Annotated in this window: 17 protein-coding genes; 6 read left to right on the top strand and 11 right to left on the bottom strand. The window is 41.8% G+C overall.

Going from position 1 to position 21,319, the window contains the following annotated elements; translation table 11 throughout:
• Positions 1–60: 60 nt before the first annotated feature.
• From hisIE to hisG, 8 genes are all read right to left on the bottom strand, one after another.
• Complete coding sequence (hisIE, locus tag Q0976_RS17575) at positions 61–687, bottom strand: bifunctional phosphoribosyl-AMP cyclohydrolase/phosphoribosyl-ATP diphosphatase HisIE (RefSeq protein WP_299495176.1); 627 nt, start codon at positions 685–687, stop codon at positions 61–63.
• A 95-nt stretch (positions 688–782) separates the two neighbouring features.
• Positions 783–1,556: an imidazole glycerol phosphate synthase subunit HisF gene (hisF, locus tag Q0976_RS17570; RefSeq protein WP_299495175.1), complete on the bottom strand. Its 774-nt coding sequence runs from the start codon at positions 1,554–1,556 to the stop codon at positions 783–785.
• Entirely contained in the window at positions 1,550–2,305 is a 756-nt protein-coding gene (gene hisA / locus Q0976_RS17565; RefSeq protein WP_299495174.1) for a 1-(5-phosphoribosyl)-5-[(5-phosphoribosylamino)methylideneamino]imidazole-4-carboxamide isomerase, read from the bottom strand. The genes hisF and hisA overlap by 7 nt, the downstream gene beginning before the upstream one ends.
• Positions 2,302–3,018, bottom strand: a complete 717-nt coding sequence (hisH, locus tag Q0976_RS17560; protein ID WP_299495173.1) for an imidazole glycerol phosphate synthase subunit HisH — start codon at positions 3,016–3,018, stop codon at positions 2,302–2,304. Before hisH ends, hisA begins: the two co-directional genes overlap by 4 nt.
• A complete protein-coding gene (gene hisB / locus Q0976_RS17555) occupies positions 3,015–4,082 on the bottom strand; it encodes a bifunctional histidinol-phosphatase/imidazoleglycerol-phosphate dehydratase HisB (RefSeq protein ID WP_299495172.1) in 1,068 nt (355 codons plus the stop codon). The genes hisH and hisB overlap by 4 nt, the downstream gene beginning before the upstream one ends.
• Before the next feature lie 83 nt (positions 4,083–4,165).
• A complete protein-coding gene (gene hisC, locus Q0976_RS17550; RefSeq protein ID WP_299495171.1) occupies positions 4,166–5,218 on the bottom strand; it encodes a histidinol-phosphate transaminase in 1,053 nt (350 codons plus the stop codon).
• Positions 5,219–5,284: 66 nt separating this feature from the next.
• Complete coding sequence (hisD, locus tag Q0976_RS17545; protein WP_299495170.1) at positions 5,285–6,595, bottom strand: histidinol dehydrogenase; 1,311 nt, start codon at positions 6,593–6,595, stop codon at positions 5,285–5,287.
• Positions 6,596–6,599: 4 nt separating this feature from the next.
• A complete protein-coding gene (hisG, locus tag Q0976_RS17540; RefSeq protein WP_299495169.1) occupies positions 6,600–7,499 on the bottom strand; it encodes an ATP phosphoribosyltransferase in 900 nt (299 codons plus the stop codon).
• A gap of 562 nt (positions 7,500–8,061) precedes the next feature.
• On the opposite strand from hisG, the gene Q0976_RS17535 reads away from it, so the two are divergent.
• The gene (locus tag Q0976_RS17535) at positions 8,062–9,987 is read left to right on the top strand and encodes an ATP-dependent DNA helicase (protein WP_299495168.1); all 1,926 of its coding nucleotides are present in this window, start codon (positions 8,062–8,064) and stop codon (positions 9,985–9,987) included.
• A gap of 7 nt (positions 9,988–9,994) precedes the next feature.
• Here Q0976_RS17535 and Q0976_RS17530 read toward each other — a convergent pair whose 3' ends face one another.
• The 3 genes from Q0976_RS17530 to Q0976_RS17520 all read right to left on the bottom strand — a co-directional run bounded on the left by Q0976_RS17530 (position 9,995) and on the right by Q0976_RS17520 (position 13,150).
• Complete coding sequence (locus tag Q0976_RS17530; protein ID WP_299495167.1) at positions 9,995–11,377, bottom strand: metallophosphoesterase; 1,383 nt, start codon at positions 11,375–11,377, stop codon at positions 9,995–9,997.
• A gap of 105 nt (positions 11,378–11,482) precedes the next feature.
• On the bottom strand, positions 11,483–12,766 hold the full coding sequence (locus Q0976_RS17525; protein WP_299495166.1) for a metallophosphoesterase: 1,284 nt from the start codon (positions 12,764–12,766) through the stop codon (positions 11,483–11,485).
• A 141-nt stretch (positions 12,767–12,907) separates the two neighbouring features.
• Positions 12,908–13,150, bottom strand: a complete 243-nt coding sequence (locus tag Q0976_RS17520; RefSeq protein WP_299495165.1) for a hypothetical protein — start codon at positions 13,148–13,150, stop codon at positions 12,908–12,910.
• Between the two features lie 598 nt (positions 13,151–13,748).
• Here Q0976_RS17520 and Q0976_RS17515 point away from each other — a divergent pair.
• The 5 genes from Q0976_RS17515 (at position 13,749) to Q0976_RS17495 (ending at position 21,251) form a co-directional block, all read left to right on the top strand.
• Positions 13,749–13,970, top strand: coding sequence for a DUF2835 family protein (locus Q0976_RS17515; protein WP_299495164.1), 222 nt, complete (start codon positions 13,749–13,751; stop codon positions 13,968–13,970).
• A 314-nt stretch (positions 13,971–14,284) separates the two neighbouring features.
• The gene (locus Q0976_RS17510; protein ID WP_299495163.1) at positions 14,285–16,345 is read left to right on the top strand and encodes a DUF1302 domain-containing protein; all 2,061 of its coding nucleotides are present in this window, start codon (positions 14,285–14,287) and stop codon (positions 16,343–16,345) included.
• Positions 16,346–16,417: 72 nt separating this feature from the next.
• The gene (locus tag Q0976_RS17505) at positions 16,418–17,782 is read left to right on the top strand and encodes a DUF1329 domain-containing protein (RefSeq protein WP_299495162.1); all 1,365 of its coding nucleotides are present in this window, start codon (positions 16,418–16,420) and stop codon (positions 17,780–17,782) included.
• Positions 17,783–17,894: 112 nt separating this feature from the next.
• Positions 17,895–18,926, top strand: a complete 1,032-nt coding sequence (locus Q0976_RS17500) for a YCF48-related protein (RefSeq protein ID WP_299495161.1) — start codon at positions 17,895–17,897, stop codon at positions 18,924–18,926.
• Between the two features lie 24 nt (positions 18,927–18,950).
• Positions 18,951–21,251 (top strand): MMPL family transporter, encoded by a 2,301-nt coding sequence (locus Q0976_RS17495; protein ID WP_299495160.1) that lies wholly within the window; start codon positions 18,951–18,953, stop codon positions 21,249–21,251.
• Positions 21,252–21,319: the final 68 nt, after the last annotated feature.

Raw genomic sequence — 21,319 nt, 5'->3', positions numbered from 1 at the left:
AAATACAACACAGACAGGGGCAGAGCGGTCTTAAGCGACGCAGCTTACCCCTAGTTTAGGTTATTTACCTGCTTTTTTAGCTTTGTTGTGGCGAGCCATCAAGTTTTGTGTAATATCACTTAAACTTAAATTTTGATCTTCCAGTAGCACTAATAAGTGGTAAAGCAGATCTGATGCCTCATCGATTAGCTCAGGCTTATCGTGTGTTGCTGCCGCGAGTGCGGTTTCTAAGCCTTCTTCACCCACTTTTTGTGCGATACGTTTTGTGCCACGGTCAAATAAATAGGCCGTGTAGCTACTCTTAGGATCTTGTCCTTTTCGCTTGCTGATAAGCTGTGACAGATTATCAATAAACGTGTGACTTTCACCGTCTTTCCAACAACTTTCTGTGCCTAAATGGCAGGTTGGTCCATTGGGTAACGCTTGCACTAATAAACTGTCATTATCACAGTCTTTATCAATACTGACTAAGGTTAAGGTATGGCCTGAGCTTTCACCTTTGGTCCATAATCGTTGTTTACTGCGGCTGAAAAAAGTGATCTCTTGGGTGCTAAGGGTTTTTTCTAAGGCGGCTTTATCCATAAACCCAAGCATCAGGACTTTGCCACTGAGGTGGTTTTGTACGACTGCGGGAATGAGGCCATCTTGTTTGTCCCAGTCAAGTTGTGTGATAAGCGTGTCTGTCATAATCTAATCCTGTGTATCAGATAGTCCAATGCACTATGGGCTATTGTGTTTATCTTGATAAAATTTGAGCAATAACGTCTGTTATTGCCAATGTGTTAGCGTCTAATAGCAATGCCTTCTTGTTGCAAATACGCTTTTAATGCTTGAATATCGATAATGGCTTTATGAAATACACTGGCGGCCAGCGCGGCGTCGACATTTGCTTCAAGAAAAACATCTTTAAAATGTGCCATGGTGCCTGCGCCGCCAGAAGCGATTAGGGGCACGTCACACAGACGGCGGATAATGGATAATTGCTTGAGATCGTAGCCTTGCCTAACACCGTCTTGATTCATAACGTTGAGCACAATTTCTCCACAGCCTTGCTTTTGCACTTCTTCTACCCAGTCTTGGGTATACCATTGGGTGTCTTTGGTGGCCGCTTCATCCCCAGTAAATTGTTTGACTCTATAGCTTTGACTCGCTTGATCGAAATAGGAGTCGATACCTATCACAATACATTGGCGCCCAAATTCATCCTGTAGTCTGGCGATAAGAGAGGGATCGGTTAATGCCGGGGAGTTAACGGAAATTTTATCTGCACCGTAAGCCAATAACTGCCGAGCTTGAGCAAGGGTTTTAATGCCACCTGCAACACAAAAAGGAATATCAATTTGCTCAGCAACGCGGCTGACCCAAGATTTATCAATCACTCTGTCGTGGGCGCTGGCGGTAATGTCGTAAAAGACCAGCTCATCGGCGCCTTCTGCTGCATAACGTGCTGAAAGAGGAACAATATCCCCCACAATTTCATGGTTACGAAATTGCACGCCTTTAACAACTTTGCCTGCTTTGACGTCTAAGCAAGGGACAATTCGTTTAGCTAACATGACGTATTCTCCTCGTTATTGGGCCAGCATTGAATGGCGTCTTTCAGATTAAACGCATCGATTAATAAGGCTTTTCCGATAATGATCCCAGCTGCGCCACTGTCTCTGACTGCCGCCACATCATCAAGGGTGGCAATCCCGCCTGATGCTTGCCATTGAATATTCGGATAACGTTGACTAATTTCTTGATAAAGTTGGGTATTAGCGCCTGTCAATGTGCCATCTTTACTAATGTCGGTGACTAGAGCATGTTTTAAGCCAAACGGGGAAAATTGGGCAACAAGGGATTCTAAGGTTTTCCCGCCGCCAGTTTGCCAACCGGATACGGCGACGATTTTTTCACCTTGTTCATTAATGTTGACATCGAGGGCTAAACAGATGGCATCGGCGCCATATTTTTCAAACCAAGATTGCACTAACGCCGGTTGGCTGACGGCGAGAGAGCCAATGACGACTCGGCTGACTCCTAAATTGAGTAACTCAATCACTTGGGCTTCGCTACGAATGCCACCGCCCACTTGAATAGGGGTGTTGAGTTCATCAACAAGGGTCTTAATTAATGCTGTTTGTCGCTGATCAGGATCTTTAGCGCCAGTTAAATCAACAATATGTAATAGATTAGCTCCTTGAGCTTGGTAGGCACTGAGCTGCGCTAATGGACTGAGATTAAACGTGGTTTGTTGTGCATAATCTCCTTGATAAAGGCGGACAACTTGCCCATCGATAAGATCAATAGCGGGTATAATCATGTCTTTGCCTCTATAGGATTGGAACGGGGAAATTGGGCTGGCCGAGAAAAGTCTGTATGACAGTCCATCTTGATAAAGTTATTGAGGATTTGAGCTCCCGTTTGAGCGCTTTTTTCGGGGTGAAATTGCACGCCCATAAAATTATCTTTGGCAATGGCGGCACTAAAGATCTCACCATACTTGCAGGTTGCAATGCTAGCGTCACTGATTGGGGCGCGATAGCTGTGAACAAAATACACATAGCTACCCGCTTCAATACCATCAAATAAAGGGTGTGAAGCAGGCGTAATTTGATTCCAGCCCATATGAGGCAAGGGGGCGCCTTGGCTATCAAGTTCAGTAATCTTGGTGGGAATAAGCCCTAAGCACTCACAGTCTTGAGTGGCTTGGCCACGCTCACTTGAGAAAATTGTCATCATTTGCATGCCTAAACAGACACCAAGGACGGGTTGAGTCAAGTGTTTGATGACATCAATAAGCTGTTTTTGCTTAAGCGAAGCCATCGCGGCGCTTGCACTGCCGACACCGGGCAGTACCACGCGGGTGGCCGATTTTATGAGTGTTGGATTGTCCGTTACTAAGATTTGTGTCTCAATATGTTCATTGCGATTGAGGCGCTCAAAGGCAAAGCGTACCGAGCTGAGGTTAGCGCAGCCGGTATCAATAATTACTGTGGTATCGACAGTTTGGTTTTGCGATGGTGTCGGGTTCATAACACACCTTTACTGGAAGGCAATGTGTCACCTTCAATGGTAATGGCTTGACGCAATGTTCGGCCAAAGACTTTAAATAAACTTTCTACTTTATGATGATCGTTATCACCGATCGTGGATAAATGCAAAGTACAACGTAGACCGTCAGACAGAGAGCGGAAGAAATGGGGGACCATTTCGGTTGCCATGCTGCCCACCATCTCACGGTCAAATTCTCCGGTAAATTTAATGAAAGGGCGACCGGATAAATCCAGTAAACATTGAGCTTCGGCTTCATCCATTGGAATACTAAAGCCAAAACGGGCAATGCCGCGTTTATCCCCTAAGGCTTGTCGAAGTGCATCACCAATGGCCAATGCGGTGTCCTCGACACTGTGATGATCGTCTATCTCAAGATCGCCATCGACCGCTACGTCCATTTTAAAATGCCCATGGGTAGAAATTTGATCTAGCATATGGTCAAAAAAGCCGATCCCCGTATCGATTTTTCCTTTTTGATTGGAGTCGAGATCCACTGTGACGCGAATATCGGTTTCTTTTGTGGTACGAACGACGCTGGCGATGCGATTGCGGCTGAGTAATTTATCGCAAATACTATCCCAATTGAGTGTTTGAGGGTGATATTGCAACCCTTGGATCCCCATCGCATCGGCCAGGCCTAAGTCTGTGCTTCTATCGCCAATAACGGCAGATTGAGTAAAGTCGATTTTACCTTGGGTTAAGTAGTCTTTCACTAGTCCCAATTTAGGCTTACGGCAACTGCAGTTTTCGTCATTAAAGTGAGGACAAATGAGCACTTCATCAAATTTAACCCCTTGACTTTGCAATATTTGCATCATCATATTTTGAGGAGCATCAAAGTCATCTTTAGGAAAAGAAGGGGTGCCTAAACCGTCTTGATTACTGACCATGACAAGCCGAAAGCCTGCTTTTTGCAATGTCAATAATGCTGGAATGACATTTGGCTCAAACACCAATTTGGTTAAGCTATCGACTTGTTTATCGGTAACAGGCTCTTCAATAATGGTGCCATCTCTATCAATAAAAAGTATTTTTTGTTTCATGCTAGTACTTACCTTTCAATTCACATCTGATCGTTAATGCATTATGCAATCAAAGACTCTTGGGTTTGATTGACCTTGCGACTTTATGTTTGTTGTAAAAAACGGACCACTCGATCGGTTTGTTCTTCATTCGTAAAGCTAAAGCGAATGTAGTTTGCTAAACGGGGATCGCTATAGCACCTTGCGACAATGCCGGCGGATGTCAGTTGTTGTTTGACAGTGTCAATGTCGTCAAACTCGGCTAACACATAATTGCCATAAGCGGGCAAGGGATGGGCGCCAATCTCTTTTAAAGCTTGCGTTAATCGCTGACCTTGGTTAATCAGTTCATCAACTTGCTGTTGCATCATTATCAAGGAGAGTGGGCTTAAGGCTTGAGTCGCAATTTGATTCACTGGCTCTGAAATAGGATAAGGAGCAATGACACGCATGACCATATCGATAATATCTGTATTGGCCAGTAAAAAACCACAACGTGCGCCAGCAAGTGAAAAGGCTTTGGATAAGGTGCGAAGCACCACAAGGTTAGGGTATTGCTCGATTAAATCAGTCATACTAAATTCAGGACAGAACTCAATATAAGCCTCATCAATGACAATGATAGCATCGGGCAAGCGTTGAATGGTCTCAATCAGCTTAGCTTTTTCAATTACGGTGCCAGTGGGGTTATTAGGATTACAGATAAACACCAATTTGGCATCTTTTATCTGTGCAGTATCCACTTGAGGCAAATCATAATCTTGCGTTAAAGATAATGCATTGACGCCAACATTAAAGGTGCGAGCACTGATAGCGTACATGCCATAGGTGGGCCCAAAAATAGCAATACTATCTTGCCCTGGAATGCAAAAAGTGCGGATCAGTAATTCAATGGCTTCATCTGCCCCTCGACAGGCAATTAATTGACTCGAGTCGATATTGGCATACTGGCTATATGCCTTTAACAGAGAAGGGGGCTGACATTCTGGATAACGATTAATGTTAGCAATATCACAATTATTAAACGGGGACTCATTAGCATTAATCCAAATATCTCCTTGTCCACCAATTCTGCGAGCAGATTGATAAACTTCAAGGGCCAATAACTCTGGGCGTGCAAGGCGTTGAGCCAAATTTAGCGAGCTGGGTATTGTCATTCTTATTTGTCCCTCGTTAAAACCTGTTAATGGCACTGAGTGAGTCGTGCCGTCATTCTTTGTCGATTAAGACGCTACTGAGTCATCAGGGGTATTGATGTTTGCCAGTCTTATGGCCACTGCATGCTTGTGGGCATCGAGTTGCTCAGCAGCTGCGAGTGTCATCACAGTATCGCTTAAGTGGACTAAGCCTTGCGGGCTCAGTTCTTGTACGGTAAAGCGGCGACAAAAATCACTTAATGATAGACTGGATACCGTTCGACTATAACCATAGGTGGGTAAAACGTGATTGGTTCCACTGGCATAATCACCGACAGACTCCGGCGTATATGCGCCTAAGAAAACCGAGCCAGCAGCGCGAATATTATCAAGCAAAGTGCGAGGTGATTGCGTCTGAATGATTAAATGCTCTGGCCCATATCGATTTGACACTTGTACGGCCTCGGCTAAATTATTGACAACAATAGAGCGACTTTGCGTTAATGCTTGTGAGGCAATATCAGCACGTGACAGTTGTGCTAATTGCGTCTTTAACGCCAGATTAACTTGCTGGGCTAATGCCATGCTGTCAGTTACAAGAATAACTTGCGAGTCTGGACCGTGCTCAGCTTGTGATAATAAGTCGGCTGCCACAAAATCAGGATTGGCATGGCTATCTGCGATGATTAAGACTTCAGATGGGCCTGCTGGCATATCAATACTGACTAAGGTACGAGGATCTTGGCTGACGCTGCGCTTCGCTTCGGTGACAAAGCGATTACCTGGACCAAAGATTTTGTCTACTTTTGGTACCGACTCTGTACCAAAAGCGAGTGCTGCGATAGCTTGTGCTCCACCAATTTGGTAAATGTCTTGAATTCCACATGCTTGTGCTGCATAAATAATCGCATCATCGATAGGAGGTGGGCTCACAAGCACACGCTGTTGGCAACCTGCAATTTTAGCAGGCAGCGCAAGCATCATCACTGTTGAAATAAGTGGCGCACTGCCCCCAGGAATATACAAGCCGACTTTGTCAATGGCTTCTGAGCGAAGTTCACAGCGGATCCCATTAGAGGCAATGTCGATAGGTTGAAACTGCTGAGCATGATGAAAACGATGAATATTCTCCATCGCGTGTTCAATGGCCGTTTTTAAGTTATCGCTTACATTGTTTATGGCCTGCTTAATTGCAGTGTCATCAAGTTTAATCGTTTCTAACGCTATTCCATCAAATTGTTGACTGTAATTTTGTAAGGCTTGATCGCCTTCATTGATAACAGTATTAATGATCTGTTCCACATCTTGCTCAACCTGTTGGCTTTGTGCCATGGGGGAGCGAGCGAGTGCTTGATTTTGTTCTGCGTCAGATAATGACTGCCACGTTAGGATCTGCATGATGTTACCCCATCATTTTTTCGATTGGCATGACAAGTATGGAGCTGGCGCCCAGTTGGGTTAAGGTCTCCATGGTATCCCAAAATAAGTCTTCGGTGCTCACGGCGTGAATGGCAACACGGTTGCTGTCATCATTGAGTGGTAAGACGGTCGGATTTTCAGCACCTGGCAGTAAAGAGACTATTTCATCTAACTTATCGGTTGGCGCGTGTAACAGAATATATTTGCTTTCTTTAGCGCGGACAACACCATTAATTCGTGATAAAATTTTATCAATTAATGCTTGTTTATCCTCATCTTGAGTTTGTGTTGATTGGATTAAACACGCCGTTGAACGGTAAATCACTTCTGTTTCATATAAGCCATTTGCCTCTAAAGTGGCGCCTGTAGACACTAAGTCACAGATCCCATCCGATAGGCCTGCACGAGGGGCGACTTCAACCGATCCTTTCAGCATACAGTCACGATAATTAATGCCTTTCTCTTGCATATAACGGCGTAACAAGTTGGGATAAGAAGTGGCAATACGCAACCCTTCTAATGAACTGGCATCTTGGTAGTTAAATTCATTAGGAACAGCCAAAGATAAACGGCAAGCACCAAAATCCAGTTGTCTTAGTTTGTTGAAGAGAGCGGGTTTACCCAGCATTTCACGTTCAATTTGTTCTTCTTCAAGCACATTTTCACCAATAAAGCCTAAATCAACGACCCCATCCATCACTAAACCTGGAATATCATCATCACGGACGCGGAGTAAGTCTATTGGCATGTTGTCAGCGTGGGCAATGAGGCGTTGCTCGTTAATATTGAATTTAACACCGCAGCTTTTTAACAATTTAAGGGACTCTTTTGAGAGACGACCTGATTTTTGAATGGCAATACGTAAGCGGTTTGACTCAGACATAATACGTTCCTATAAACTTGATAATTAAGTGTTAATTTAAATTTTTTATAGTCATTAATAGTGTGTAATGACTTTATTTCCTGCTTAAAACGAAAAAACCCTCAGAATGTCTTCTGAGGGTTTTTGATAGTGTCTTAATCAACCGCCAGAAGGGATCATTCCTTCGGCAGTGAGCTTCCGAAGGCTACCGCTGATGATGGTGATGATGGATAGTGCTTGGAAGCTGTGTCATGTTTTTTATCTCTCATTGGTGAAGCAATCAAGGTTAAGTATGAGTGCTTCGTAATAGGGTTAGCTTAGGCGAATAAAGTAGCATCACATAATGCATTTCTCATGCTTCGCTTGAGCGTTAATTTAAGGTAGTCACTTTTTCTGATGATTGCAACAACTAATTTCAGCTCATGACAAAATGGCTCTTAAAGTGAGTTTATGGAGTAAAAACCGCTTAAAATCAGCATTTAAAACACCATATAAAAACAATGTTGTTACATTTTTTATACTTGTGATATGCCTGTAAATCAGGATAATACGATTTTCTGTCGATAGTAGAGTGTAATGGGTTTTGATCGGTCAACTTACAAAGCGAAGTCTTGCTGTTTTTTCAAAAGCTGGTGTACTGGCGCAACATATTCCAGGCTATCGTGTACGTGACGCACAAATCAGCATGACAGAAGCGGTCAGTGAGGCCTTAATTGCGAGTGAGCCATTAGTCGTTGAGGCAGGCACTGGGATAGGAAAAACCTACGCCTATTTAGTGCCAGCTTTGTTGAGTGGTCAACAAGTCATCATAAGCACTGGCACTAAAACACTGCAAGAGCAGCTTGTGTATCAGGATATTCCAGCTCTGCTGTCAATATTGAAACTGACACCTAAAGTGGCTTTATTAAAAGGGCGCAGCAATTATTTATGCCAATTAAAACTATTCCAGTTGTTAAGGGATCCTCAATTTATTCCGTCTGAGCAGTTGGATGATTTACTGCGCATTCATCAATGGGCTGGAAAAACAAAAGATGGCGATCTTGGGGGCTTAACGTCTGTGGCTGAGTCTTCTGAGTCATTGAACAGAATACGTAGCCAAAAGGAAGCCTGTAGCGGAAAAGAGTGCGAGTATTATGATGTTTGTTTTACTCGAAAAGCCCGTTTGCGGACGTTAGATGCAAAAATTATTGTCGTCAATCATCATTTATTTTTTGCCGATAAAGTATTGCAAGAGCCGACACTAAGCACCTTATTACCCGACGTTGATACCGTTATTTTTGATGAAGCTCATCAATTACCTGATATTACTTTTGAGTATTTAGGTCAGCAATTGTCAATGGCCTACTTGATTCGATTACTCAATATGATTGCACATATACAGCGCCTTAATCTTGGTGATACTGCTCAGATAGGGCGCTTAGCGATGAGTAGCGTTGAAGCATTAATCGCTTGGCAAAAAGCGGTTCGAGAACAGGGGATCACTGAAGGGCATTTATTGATGTCTGATAAAGCGTTGTCACAGCTAGCTTGGAGGTTATTTAATTCTATAAAACAGCTGCTTGAAGTGCTTGTGATACATGAAGAGCGCAGTTATGCTTTAGATGAACAAGCAAAAAAATTAGTTATTTTTCATGATAAGTTGCGTGGTTTTTTTGAATGTAATCATCCTGAATTATTGTATCGTATTGATTGTTCAAATCCCGATCTGAGATTGACGATGGCCCCGAAGAATATGGCGCGAGAATGCCAAAAAATCTTTAATGGCCACACTCATTGGGTGTTTACTTCTGCAACCTTACAAATACGCCAAACATTGAGTATTTTTTGTCAGTCGTTAGGATTAGTTAAGGCAAAATCCTTGCTATTAGAGAGTCCCTTTAATTATCAACAGCAGGCATTATTTTGTGTTCCGCGTCATCTGGCTAACGTGAATAATGAAACCGTTGCCGTTAGGCAAATGCATGAGATTTGCATGAGGGCAATTCAAGCCGCCAAAGGGCGGACTTTTATATTATTGACCAGTCATCGTATGCTGGAAAAAGTCGCACAAGTACTATATAGCAGTATAGATTACCCTATTTTGGTACAAGGGCAGGACAGTAAACAAGGTTTGCTTAACAAGTTTAGGCGGTTAGGTAATGCGGTTTTATTGGGCACGGGATCTTTTTGGGAAGGGGTGGATGTGAAAGGTAAACGATTAAGTTGTGTGATTATTGAGCGTTTACCGTTTGTTTCACCGAATGACAACGTCTTTCGTACCCGCGCGAAAATGATGGATGATCCAGCGGATGATCCTTTCATCGATATTGCGTTGCCACAAGCTATAATATCTTTAAATCAAGGTGTTGGAAGACTTATTCGCGATGAAAAAGATAGCGGAGTGTTAATTTTATGTGATAACCGCATTGTTAATCGAGATTATGGGCAGGCTTTTTTACAGTCTCTTCCGCCCATGGCTCGTACCCGCGATTTAGATAAAACCTTAAGGTTTTTAGCGAAGATAAAGTGATTATTTATTACTCACAAAAAAGTTGATCTTCTTCTAGTAAACAGGCTTCAAGTTCTCTCCCTTCTACATCTCGAAAGCTTAAACGCCAATCATTTTTTTCATCACTTTCCATCACAATAAAGCCATATTGATATAAGACTTTTGATTGTTTGATGGCCATATTATCTATCTTAATGGCTTTTGGCGTGCGTGATACGAGCATATTGCCTCCATTTCCAGCGATGACTTGTACTGGACGGTTGCCATCAAAGTCAAGTATTTCAGCTAAATGAATATGGCCACTTATGATGAGATTAATGAATTCAGGCAGAGGGGAGGTTTTCACTGCTGCTTGTAATTGAGATGTTTGTTTAGTGAGGGTGGTCCCCGTATCACTGGCACCAAAACCCCAAAAAGGTCGATGACTTAATAGCCAAGCGGGTTTGTTGTATTGAGGGGCTAAGGTTTTTAATTGTTGGCTAAAAGCGGGGGCTAAGGATTGCTTTTGTTCATTGACAATAATAGCGCTGTCGATAATACCCAGCTGTATCATGTCAAGATTGATAAACCAAGGTGGTGTACTTGCCTGACAAATATCTGGCTTTGCTCTAGGAGAAAGAAAGCGAAACCAGCCTATGCCTGCCTTGTCACAACCTTCATGGTTACCTCGAATAAAGATAAAAGGAGCGGTTGTTAGCATGGGGGCCGCAGGAATAAACCAATCCGCATCCCAGGTGGATTGATTATGGCCAAATGGACTGCCACTGCACCCCGCATTGCCTTTAGGACAAGCGACCTCACGATAAATATAATCGCCGGTATGAATAATGAGATCTGGGTTATATTCAGCGATACGGGAGGCGATATGGGCAAAAGGCCAAACACTGGTGTTATTACAGGCTTGGTAATGTTGCTGTCCGCCAGAGAGCCGACAACCCGTATCACCTACTAATACGATACGTTTAGGCGAAGAGATGGCAGGAGAGAGTACGATATCTTTCAACGTGATGATTTTGGCATTATCTGGAATATGAGTACTGCATACACGTAAAGGGAAATTTGAGGTGGGCGCTGAACGAACTTGCATGCTTAACGTGAGACCATCGACGTTAACATGGGGGCAAGGATCTTGACTTTGTGAGTTTAATTGATTTTTTTGTTTAGATATTAATGCATTGACTTTAGAGCTGACGCTTTCATCTGTATCTGTCGGATCCGTTTTATCCATTGGATTATTGGATTGTAATGTATCGACTTGAGTAGAGACAAGTGCTCTCACTTCTAATCCTTGCTCTGTGTATTGTAACCATGCTGAGCTAGGAACAGGTTCGGCACAAGTCACATATGAGTGCAGAATGAGCGCAGGAAAACTAAATAAAGTGGCAATTTTTCTATGGGTGGTATGTCGCATATAGCGTTCCTTTTACGAGGGTAATCATTACCTAATTTTGATTTGAGTGAAATCTAAAGAGTGAATCATCCCATGGCTTTCCATGCTTATTGCTTAAAAGTGAGTTCAATAAAATAAGCTCCTAGCAGTCAATGTACATTTGACGAGTTCATCACCTACGATATCCCGTATACTCACAATCCAATGGTTTTGTTTCATTTTATCCATAACAATAAAGCCATATTCATTACGTACTTTTTGAACATTAATGGCTAGGCCATCGATACTGTTTGGTGTTTTAGCAAAGACGGCTAAATCACTGCCACCATTTCCAGCGATGATTTGAGTGGGTCTGGCTCCTTTAAAGTCGATGAATTGAGAAAAATGTAAATGGCCACTGATAATCAAGTCAATTGATTCTATTAGCGGTGATTTTTTAACGGCTTTTTGCAAGGTTTTTGTTTTGCTTTCACCTACGCTATTAGCCAAGTTCGTCCCATAGCTCCAAAAAGGGCGATGGCTAATAATCCAAGTGGCGATGGTCGGGTCTTGCTTGGCATAGGCATTAATTGTATTTAATTGCTCAGTGAAAAGAGGAGTCAGTGCTTTTTTATGATGGTTTTTGATATTGGCAGTGTCTAGCATACTCAGAGTGAATTGAGAAAATGCGGTAAACCATGGAGCAGTGTTTTCAACACATTGTGTTATATAGTGTCTGGGGGCTAAATATCGAAACCATCCTTCACCTGCTCTTGGGCATGTTTCATGATTACCTCGTAAAAAAATAAAGGGAGCGGTGTTTAGCATAGGGGTTGCGGGGGTGAACCAGTCGGCATTCCAAGTGGCTTGGTTGTGACCATAGGGGGTATTTAAGCAGCCATTATTATCTATCGGACAAGGTGCTTCACGATAGATATAATCACCAGTATGAATAATTAAGTGAGGTTTGAGTTTGGCAATTTCAGAGGCTATTAGCTGAAAAGGCCAAAGACTGGGGTTGTTGCATGATTGATAAATATGTTCATTATCATCGACTTTGCAGCCTGTATCACCAAGTAATATGATTCGTTCTATGGGCTGAGAGTGAATAGTAAAAATGTGTGTATGCCGTTTAACTTGCCTGACAGAAGAAGGGATTAAAGCGCTGCATACTAAGGAGGGGTAATCTTTAGTTGCAGTGGCTCGAATCTGCATGGTTACAGGACGAGCATCAATCATTATTTGCGAGCAAGTTTGTACACTGTTGAGATCTTTTATGGGATAAAGAGCTCTGAGTTCCAGTCCTTTTGAAGTGCACTGTAACCATGCTGATGAATGTGGCTGGATCGCAAAAATGTTCAAAAATGGATAAAAATATAGTGAAAAGAGTAATAACTGAAGACGGACATTTTGTGATCTAAAAGTGGGCATTAATATCTGCAATCCTATATTGATTTCAGTTATTGATTTCAGTTGAAGTTTAGCTCATTTTTTATTGGTTGGTGCTAGGGCCTGTTGATCTTTGGTGAGTGTTTATGCAGCAGTTTGTCGTTTCTTTATACAAGGCAGAGCTTATGCGGTGTCGTTATTCTTGGCTTTGATCCCAGATGTCGCTCTATCTTCTCCATCCTTGGAGTCGTCGGCTTTGATTTCAAATGTCGCTCTATCTTCCCCATCCATGGTCGCCCATAAATAAGCGATAATGCCGTAGAAAGGAGCGACAAGCGTTGTCTGTAGGATCCAGCTAAACGTGTTGTACTCTTTGGTGATGATTTCAATAGCGGTTTGTGGGGTTTTTATATAAGGCAGGATCAATGGCTATTGTTACTTTATGATTGCATTTAATCATTCACTTGATGTGATGGTCTTCTTTCTCATTGCAGCATGACTATGTCACCGTTGGGCGCTTTTAATAAATAATGGCCAGTCCAGACAGTTTTCTCCAATTCTAACAGAGCTCTCTCAATGATCATGTATAAGCTTGCATAACAATTTTATTTCATTGATGAAGTTAGTACAGCTGTCCTATTTGTTATCGATTGAAAGAGAGGGGAGGAGATCATTCTTTTTCGCTTCTTTTTGTACTGTGCTTTCTGCTAATAGCCCACTATTGGATACGAAATCCTACCTTGATATAGACAAAAGTGTTGGTATTAAGTCAATCATGAGAATAAAGAACAACGAGCTGGTTTTTAATTTATTTGTTTTTAACTTGCTGATTTTAAACTGATAAATGAAGTTCTATAATATTGATTATCTTAAGTTCAGGTTGAAACAATGATTTTTGATAATCTTGATTTTAGCAACTAAGGTCCGGGAAACAGAAGAAAAGCAGGTAAGGGTCTTCTTTTTTCTCTATTAAGTCGTTTATCATAGTTGGTTCAGGGAAATTGATTATTCTTAGGTGTAGACAATGCGTATTTTTACCTTTCATATTAATTTAAGTTATCACGAATTTATGCCTTTTTATCAAGGACAGATCCAAAATATTGAAGTCAAAGATAGTTTTCAACAAGTGATTTGGATTAATGGCCGTCATTTTAGGCCTTTTTTTACCTTAAACGGTGTTAAGGGGTTGTTTAAACTTACTTTGGATCAAAGAGGGAATATTATTTCATTACACAAATTAGAGTAATTACTCCAAACGTTTGATTCATTTTTTATGCTGTTTCAATGATCCCAAGTTTATTTTTTAACAGTATGTTATTTAAGCTTTTATTGTTTTATTCCTTTGACTTCTCTTATTGTATTTTTTCTTGATTCAAATGTTAAATATATATTTCATATTATAGAATCCTCTTCTAAAATAATTTTTTTTTATCTATTTTTCAAATTCTTATCTTGCTCATTTAATGTAAATGCTGTAACAATTGCGTTACCTGCTGGATAATAATATGTTTAAAAAACTCTTAATAACAAATAAGCAGCAGGTTATGGAGAGAAGTTATCATGCACGAAAGTAGAAGGATTTTTAATCGCTCTGTACTCGCGATGACGGTCATGTCAGCGATAGGAATGTCCCTTCCTGTGAGCGCCATTTCTTTTAACTGGGGAGACGTTGATGGAACGTTTGATTCGACTTTTTCAGCCGGAGCAAGTTGGCGAACACAAGAACGTAATTGGAATGATCAAATTGGTAAAGTAAACCACCCTCGTTTTGACTGGACGGGTTATTCAGCATTTACTGGCAATACCATCTATACTCCAGCACAAATTTGGTCTCAACCTGGCTCATTTTCAAGCAATGGAGATTTAAGTAATTTACTTTATTCTCAAGGGGATACCACTTCTGAGATGGTCAAAGGCTTACATGAGTTGTCATTAAACTATGACAATTATGGCCTGTTTGTCAGGGGGATGTATTTTTATGATCGAGTGTTGGTTGAAAGTGACTTTGAATTTACCGATCCCTTAACCGGTAAATCTTATGATGCCTGTAGTGATAATCAAGCATCAGAGGTTCAATGTAAGGATATACGATTATTAGATGCATTTGTTTATGCCAATTTTGATTTAAATCAAGGGAACAACCCCTTGGCGATTCGTGTAGGGCAACAAGTGGTTTCTTGGGGAGAAAGCACATTAATTGCTCATGGAATAGGGGTCATCAACCCGGTTGATTTAAATATTTTAAATGCACCGGGGGCTGAATTGAAAGAAGCCTACCGGCCTCAAGGCATGGTGTGGGGATCCCTTGGGATCACCAATGAGTTATCAGTAGAAGCCTTTTATCAATACGATTGGCAAGAAGTGTGGGTACCGACATCAGGCTCTTTTTTCTCAACCAATGATTTCGCGGGTTTTGGAGGCTATCATCAAAATGCTCAGCTTGGATTTAATGCTAATCCAGATATGAACATTGATTTTTTATTATCTGAATATAATGACTTTCTTGCGCTGATGGCATCAAACAGTTTAACCCCTGAGCAGTTAGTGCAATATGCCTTGGCGTATCCGACTAAAGCGACCTTAGTAAAAGACAGCCAATCGGCCAGCAATGATGGTCAATGGGGCATTAAGCTGGGTTACTATGCGCCCGAGCTAGGAGAGACGGAATTCGGTTTATATTACATGAATTACCATAGTCGTCGACCGCTTATTAGCGGGACGACGGCCAATTTTACTGCGGAGGCTGTGGCTAAAGATCTCGCTTATTTGGGGAGTTTAGCCGCCGATGGGAGGACAATGGGGCGCAATGAATTATTAAATTTAGAGACGTTTTCAAAGGCCCAAATTGTTTACCCCGAAAATATACAGTTGATTGGATTGAGCTTTAATACCTTGGTCGGTGATACGTCGGTTGCCGGAGAGGTCGCTCATCGTTTGGATGAACCTTTACAAATTGATGATGTGGAGCTGTTGTTTGCGGCAATGCCACAACAGTTAGCGAATGTGGATCCCTCATTGCCATATTATCGTGAAGATCTTGACGGTGTCTCTCAAATGGAAGTGGTTGAACCCGGTGAGACAGCAGATGGTTATATTCGTACCGACACCACGCAAGCACAAATGACCTTAACCCATGTGTTTGGGCCTGCTTTTGGTAATGATGGTGTGACAGCATTAGCGGAAGTGGGCGCCATTTGGATCCATGACATGCCAGGGTTTAATGAATTGCGTCTTAATGGTCCGGGTACGGCGAATTCCGGTGGTAATCCTGATATGCCAGGGATCATTAAAGTATTACATGATGGTCCTGAAACCAATCCATTTCCCACGGATTTTGCTTGGGGATACCGTATGTTGTTAAAGACGGATTATAACAATGTTTTTGCGGGGGTGAATATGTCGCCGCGTATTATTTTTTCCCATGATGTGGAAGGCATCACGCCTGATCCTCTTTATCTCTTTACAGAAGACAAAAAATCAATCGGTATCGGTTTGGGATTTGATTATCAAAGCAGTTGGGCTGCAGATCTGTCATACAACACTTATTTCGATGGAGTGGGCACAACGAATACGTTAGAAGACAGGGATTATATTTCATTCAATATTAAATATTCCATATAAACCACTCAATAGTGAGCATGTATAATCAAATACGCTTTATCGCGTATTTGATGTCAATATAAGGACATCAATATGAAAAAGCTGGGTTTATTATCGACTGCATTATTGCTTGCATTGTCGGGGCAGAGTGTTCAAGCAAAAGTGAATGATGCGCAGGCCGATAAGCTCAATAAGAGTTTAACGCCTTTTGGCGCCGAAAAGGCAGGTAATGAAGATGGCTCAATACCGGCTTGGAATGGAGGGATCACTCAGCCTGTTAAAGGTTATGAAACTGGCATGCATCATCTCGATCCTTTTGCGAGTGATAACATTGAGTTTACGATCACCAATAAAAACAAAGCGCAATATGCCAAGTTTTTAACACCCGGTCAGTTGCAATTATTTTCTTTGTATCCTGATACATTTAAAATGAATGTGTACCAAACTCGCCGCAGTGCGTCTTTTCCTGAATTTGTTTATCAAGCCACCAAAGCCAATGCCACTCGAGCAGAATTAGTGGATGGCGGAAATGGTATTGCGGGCGCGGCGATTGGCATTCCTTTTCCAATTCCTCAAAATGGTTTAGAAGTGATTTGGAATCATGTATTACGTTTTCGCGGAGTCGATTTAAAAAGCTCTCGTAGTCAAGCGGCACCAACGTCTGGAGGAAGTTATACGTTAGTGGAGACCACCGAAGAATTGCGTTCTGAATATTCTCGTCCTGAGATGAATATTGATAAACTATCAAATGATAATACTTTGTTTTATTTCAAACAAGTGGTGACTCAACCTGCTCGTTTGGCGGGAACGGCTTTACTCGTGAAAGAAACCATGGATCAAGAAAAACTGCCTCGCCAAGCTTGGACGTACAATACTGGGCAAAGACGGGTACGTAAAGCTCCTAACGTGGCTTTTGATACGCCAGGTACGGTATCTGATGGGTTAAGAACCACAGATGATTTTGATATGTTTAATGGCTCACCGGATAGGTATCAGTGGGAGCTGGTGGGAAAACAAGAGCTTTATATTCCTTATAACGATTATAAATTACATTCCGATAAACTTGAGTATGATCAAATTTTACAGCCAGGTCATATTAATCCTGAATTTGTGCGTTATGAAAAGCATCGAGTATGGGTCGTCAAAGCTACCTTAAAAGAAGGCATGCGTCATATTTATAAGAGTCGTGTTTTTTATATTGATGAGGACTCATGGCAAATTGCTGCCGCTGATCTTTATGATAATCGAGATGAGTTATATCGCGTCGCAATGGCGCATGGCCTGAACTATTACGAAGTGCCGACTCAGTGGAGCACACTGGAAGTTTTTCATGATCTCCAGTCTCGTCGATATATTGCCATGGGATTAGATAATGAAGGGCGGATGTATGATTTTGGTGCGCGATTAAGCGAAGCCAATTTTACACCTGCCGCGTTAAGAAGAACGGGGATTCGCTAATGAGTTTAGCGTTGGTTTAAGTGAATTAAGCCAACGCTAGTGTCCACTTTGACGTCGCTGTTTATTGTGATGGATTGGAAATAAGCGGTGATACATTTAAAAGGAAGTTTGTATGAGGTTTAGCATACTTCAGTCTCGTCTGTGCATGTTTATTTTTTTAGTGAGTATTCATTATCCGCTTTTGGCTGACAATCTTGTACAGCACTCATTACGGCAAGATCCTATTCAACCTTTGGCTAATCAGGCTTTAGTCCTTGATCTCGTCTCAAAGCAAGATACGGCCTTGGCAGTGGGTGAGCGAGGTCATATCTTTGTTTTTGACGAACAATGGCAACAAGTATTAACACCAACAAAAGCGTTATTAACGAAAGCATTTTTATTTTCGCCCTCGTTAGGCTGGGTGGTGGGTCATGATGCCACGATTTTACAGACAAAAGATGGGGGAGCAACGTGGTTGCAACAGATGCAGTCTGCTCGTATTGAGAAACCTTTTTTGGATGTGCTGTTTTTTGATTCGTTGCATGGTGTCGCTGTCGGTGCTTATGGACTTTTTTATCGCACGCAAAATGGTGGGCGCAGTTGGGAAAGTGAATATCATCAAGAATTATTGTTTGAAGAAGACATTCAATATCTTGAAGAGCTCAAAAATGAGGATATGACCTTATATTTGTCAGAGAGAAGCACATTACTTCCTCATTTCAATCGTATTATTACTTTGTCTAATGGGCTGCTATTGATGGTGGGTGAACTTGGATTAGTGGCAACATCGACAGACTTAGGCGTGCATTGGACGAAACACGACTTGCATTATGAGGGGTCATTTTTTAATGCCATTGAGACAGGGAATACTGTTTATGTGATGGGGTTGCGAGGACATGTGTTCAAATCAGTGGATTTATCTCATTGGCAGACGGTGGATTTACCCTTAGCAGCAACGATAAATGGGGTGATGTCGTTAGGCGGCGACAAAGGACTTCGTTTGGTGGGCAATGCGGGGGTGATTATTGATGTGAAGGCTAATGGAGAAAGCCAGTTGATGCAGCAACGACAAGGAGAAAATGTCATCGCTATTACCCAATTAGCGAATGGAGAGACTTGGATTGCTGGGAGTAAGGGTCTAACACGTTTAAATGAAAATCGATAAATATAATAAGAATAGGGCTGAAAGATGTTAGAAAAATGGGTTAATGGACTGGAGTTATTTCTATTTCGCCAACGTGCCTGGGTTATTGGTGTTTTTATTATTATCACGGTGTTTTTAGGTTATCAAGCCAGTTTACTTAAAATGGATGCCGCTTTTGTTAAAAATATTCCATTATCGCATCCTTATATGCAGACTTACTTGAAGCACCAACAACAATTTGGTGGTGCGAACAGCATTATGGTGGCGATTGAAGATACGGGGGGAAATATTTTTAATCCGACTTTTTTTGACGCCTTAAAAAACGTTCATGATCAGTTATTTTTTATACCGGGTGTTGATCGTGCGCAAGTGAAATCGCTTTTTTCTCCTTCAACGCGATTTACTGAAGTGGTTGAAGAAGGCTTTGCTGGCGGCCCCGTGATCCCTGCCGATTTTACGCTAACACCTGAAGGCCTAGATATTGTTCGTAGTAATATTGAAAAAGCCGGGATTGTAGGCCGTTTGATTGCACAAGATTATTCGGCTGCTATGGTCAAAGCGCAGTTATTGGACTTTGATCCTCAAACTGGAGAACCCCTAGATACATTGGCTTTTGCTAAGCAATTAGAAGTACAGCTGAGAAGCCAGTATGAGAATGATGATATTCAGATCCATATTATCGGTTTTGCTAAAATGGCTGGAGACGTGGCTGAGGGCGCTCAAGGTGTGGTGCTGTTTTTTATCTTGGCCATTTTTATTACCGCCGTGATGGTCTATTTTTTCTCACGATCCTTGATATTAACTTTGTTACCATTAATTTGTAGCTTAGTGGCGGTATGTTGGCAGCTAGGTTTATTAACCATAGTCGGCTTTGGCTTAGATCCTATGTCTATTCTCATTCCGTTTTTAGTGTTTGCTATTGGGGTGAGTCACAGTGTACAGATGATTAATGGGGTGAAACGCCATGTATTGGCTGGGCAGAGTACTAAGGGAGCGGCAGCGTTAGCTTTTCGAGGTTTACTCATTCCTGGCGGAATTGCTTTATTATCAGATACGGTTGGTTTTTTAACCCTGCTTACCATCGATATCGGTATCATTCGAGAATTGGCCATTTCTGCTTCTCTTGGTGTTGCCGTGATCATTTTGACGAATTTAATTTTATTACCATTATTGATTTCATATACTAAATTGCAGGTCAAGGCTCCCACAACATCTGCTATGGAGCCTGTTTGGCGTCAATTATCTCTGTTTGCTACCCCCAAATATGCTGTGGTGATTTTATCAGTGACAGCGCTGATCTATATTTTTGGGGCTTTTCAAGCAAATCAAATGAAAATTGGTGATTTAAATGCGGGGGCATCAGCCCTTCATCAAGATGCGAGGTATAATCAAGATACGTTTTTTATTACGGATCATTTCTCCATTACCACCGATGTGATGACTGTTATTGTTGAAGCTTTCCCTGAAGCCTGTACTTACCATGAGACCCTGTCTCAAGTGGATGAATTTGAGTGGTTGATCAGTAATACTCTTGGTGTCGAGTCGACTGCCAGTTTGGCCTCTGTGGCTAAAAGAGTGAATACAGGCTTTAACGAAGGCAATGCAAAGTGGCATATTCTGCCTCGCACAACGGCCAGTTTAGTGCAAGCGGTGGGGCGAGTTCCAACCACGTCAGGTTTATTGAATCGTGATTGTTCGGTGATGCCCATTTATCTTTTTTTGACGGATCATAAAGCCGATACGATTGAACGTGTATTAACCAAAGTCAAACAGTTATCCAATGAGATGAATACTGACAAACTCCGTTTTGTGTTAGCTTCAGGTCCCGTGGGGGTCATGGCCGCGACGAATGAAGCCGTCGCTGAAGCACAATTTCCCATGATGCTATATGTTTATGGAGCGGTATTTATTTTATGTTTAATGAGCTTTCGCTCAATAAAAGCCACTCTTGCAGTGATTATTCCCTTGTATGTCGTGTCAACGCTGGCACAAGCGTTAATGACCTATTTAGGCATTGGGTTGGCGGTGAGTACTTTACCTGTTATCGCTTTGGGGGTCGGTATTGGTGTCGATTATGGCATTTACATTTTATCGACCATGGCAGTGAAGTTAAGAAGAGGCGATTCGGTACAAGAGTCATACTACCAAGCCTTAGTTGAGAGAGGGAGTGCAGTGATCTTTACTGGTCTGACCTTGGCCGTTGGCGTGAGTACGTGGTTTTTTTCGGCATTAAAGTTTCAAATGGACATGGGAATATTACTGACTTTTATGTTTTTAGTTAACATGTTGGGTGCCATAATTATTTTACCTGCTTTAGCCGCTGTTTTTTGGCGAAAGCCTAGATAATATCTATCTAAAAGAGGAGCTTGACTCCTCTTTTTTTTGAATAAATAGTCTTAATTCATGATTGTTAT

The organism is uncultured Shewanella sp. (assembly GCF_947501665.1).
Classification (GTDB): Bacteria; Pseudomonadota; Gammaproteobacteria; order Enterobacterales; family Shewanellaceae; genus Shewanella.
Note: the sequence above shows the minus strand (reverse complement) of the source record. Positions and strands in the feature narration are given on the sequence as shown.

Coding starts and splice junctions, on each gene's coding strand:
- hisG (WP_299495169.1), bottom strand. CDS start 7,499: ATGTCTGAGTCAAACCGCTTACGTATTGCCATTCAAAAATCAGGTCGT.
- hisF (WP_299495175.1), bottom strand. CDS start 1,556: ATGTTAGCTAAACGAATTGTCCCTTGCTTAGACGTCAAAGCAGGCAAA.
- hisD (WP_299495170.1), bottom strand. CDS start 6,595: ATGCAGATCCTAACGTGGCAGTCATTATCTGACGCAGAACAAAATCAA.
- hisH (WP_299495173.1), bottom strand. CDS start 3,018: ATGAACCCGACACCATCGCAAAACCAAACTGTCGATACCACAGTAATT.
- Q0976_RS17505 (WP_299495162.1), top strand. CDS start 16,418: ATGAAAAAGCTGGGTTTATTATCGACTGCATTATTGCTTGCATTGTCG.
- hisA (WP_299495174.1), bottom strand. CDS start 2,305: ATGATTATACCCGCTATTGATCTTATCGATGGGCAAGTTGTCCGCCTT.
- hisIE (WP_299495176.1), bottom strand. CDS start 687: ATGACAGACACGCTTATCACACAACTTGACTGGGACAAACAAGATGGC.
- hisB (WP_299495172.1), bottom strand. CDS start 4,082: ATGAAACAAAAAATACTTTTTATTGATAGAGATGGCACCATTATTGAA.
- Q0976_RS17500 (WP_299495161.1), top strand. CDS start 17,895: ATGAGGTTTAGCATACTTCAGTCTCGTCTGTGCATGTTTATTTTTTTA.
- Q0976_RS17495 (WP_299495160.1), top strand. CDS start 18,951: ATGTTAGAAAAATGGGTTAATGGACTGGAGTTATTTCTATTTCGCCAA.
- Q0976_RS17530 (WP_299495167.1), bottom strand. CDS start 11,377: ATGCGACATACCACCCATAGAAAAATTGCCACTTTATTTAGTTTTCCT.
- hisC (WP_299495171.1), bottom strand. CDS start 5,218: ATGACAATACCCAGCTCGCTAAATTTGGCTCAACGCCTTGCACGCCCA.
- Q0976_RS17510 (WP_299495163.1), top strand. CDS start 14,285: ATGCACGAAAGTAGAAGGATTTTTAATCGCTCTGTACTCGCGATGACG.
- Q0976_RS17515 (WP_299495164.1), top strand. CDS start 13,749: ATGCGTATTTTTACCTTTCATATTAATTTAAGTTATCACGAATTTATG.
- Q0976_RS17525 (WP_299495166.1), bottom strand. CDS start 12,766: ATGCCCACTTTTAGATCACAAAATGTCCGTCTTCAGTTATTACTCTTT.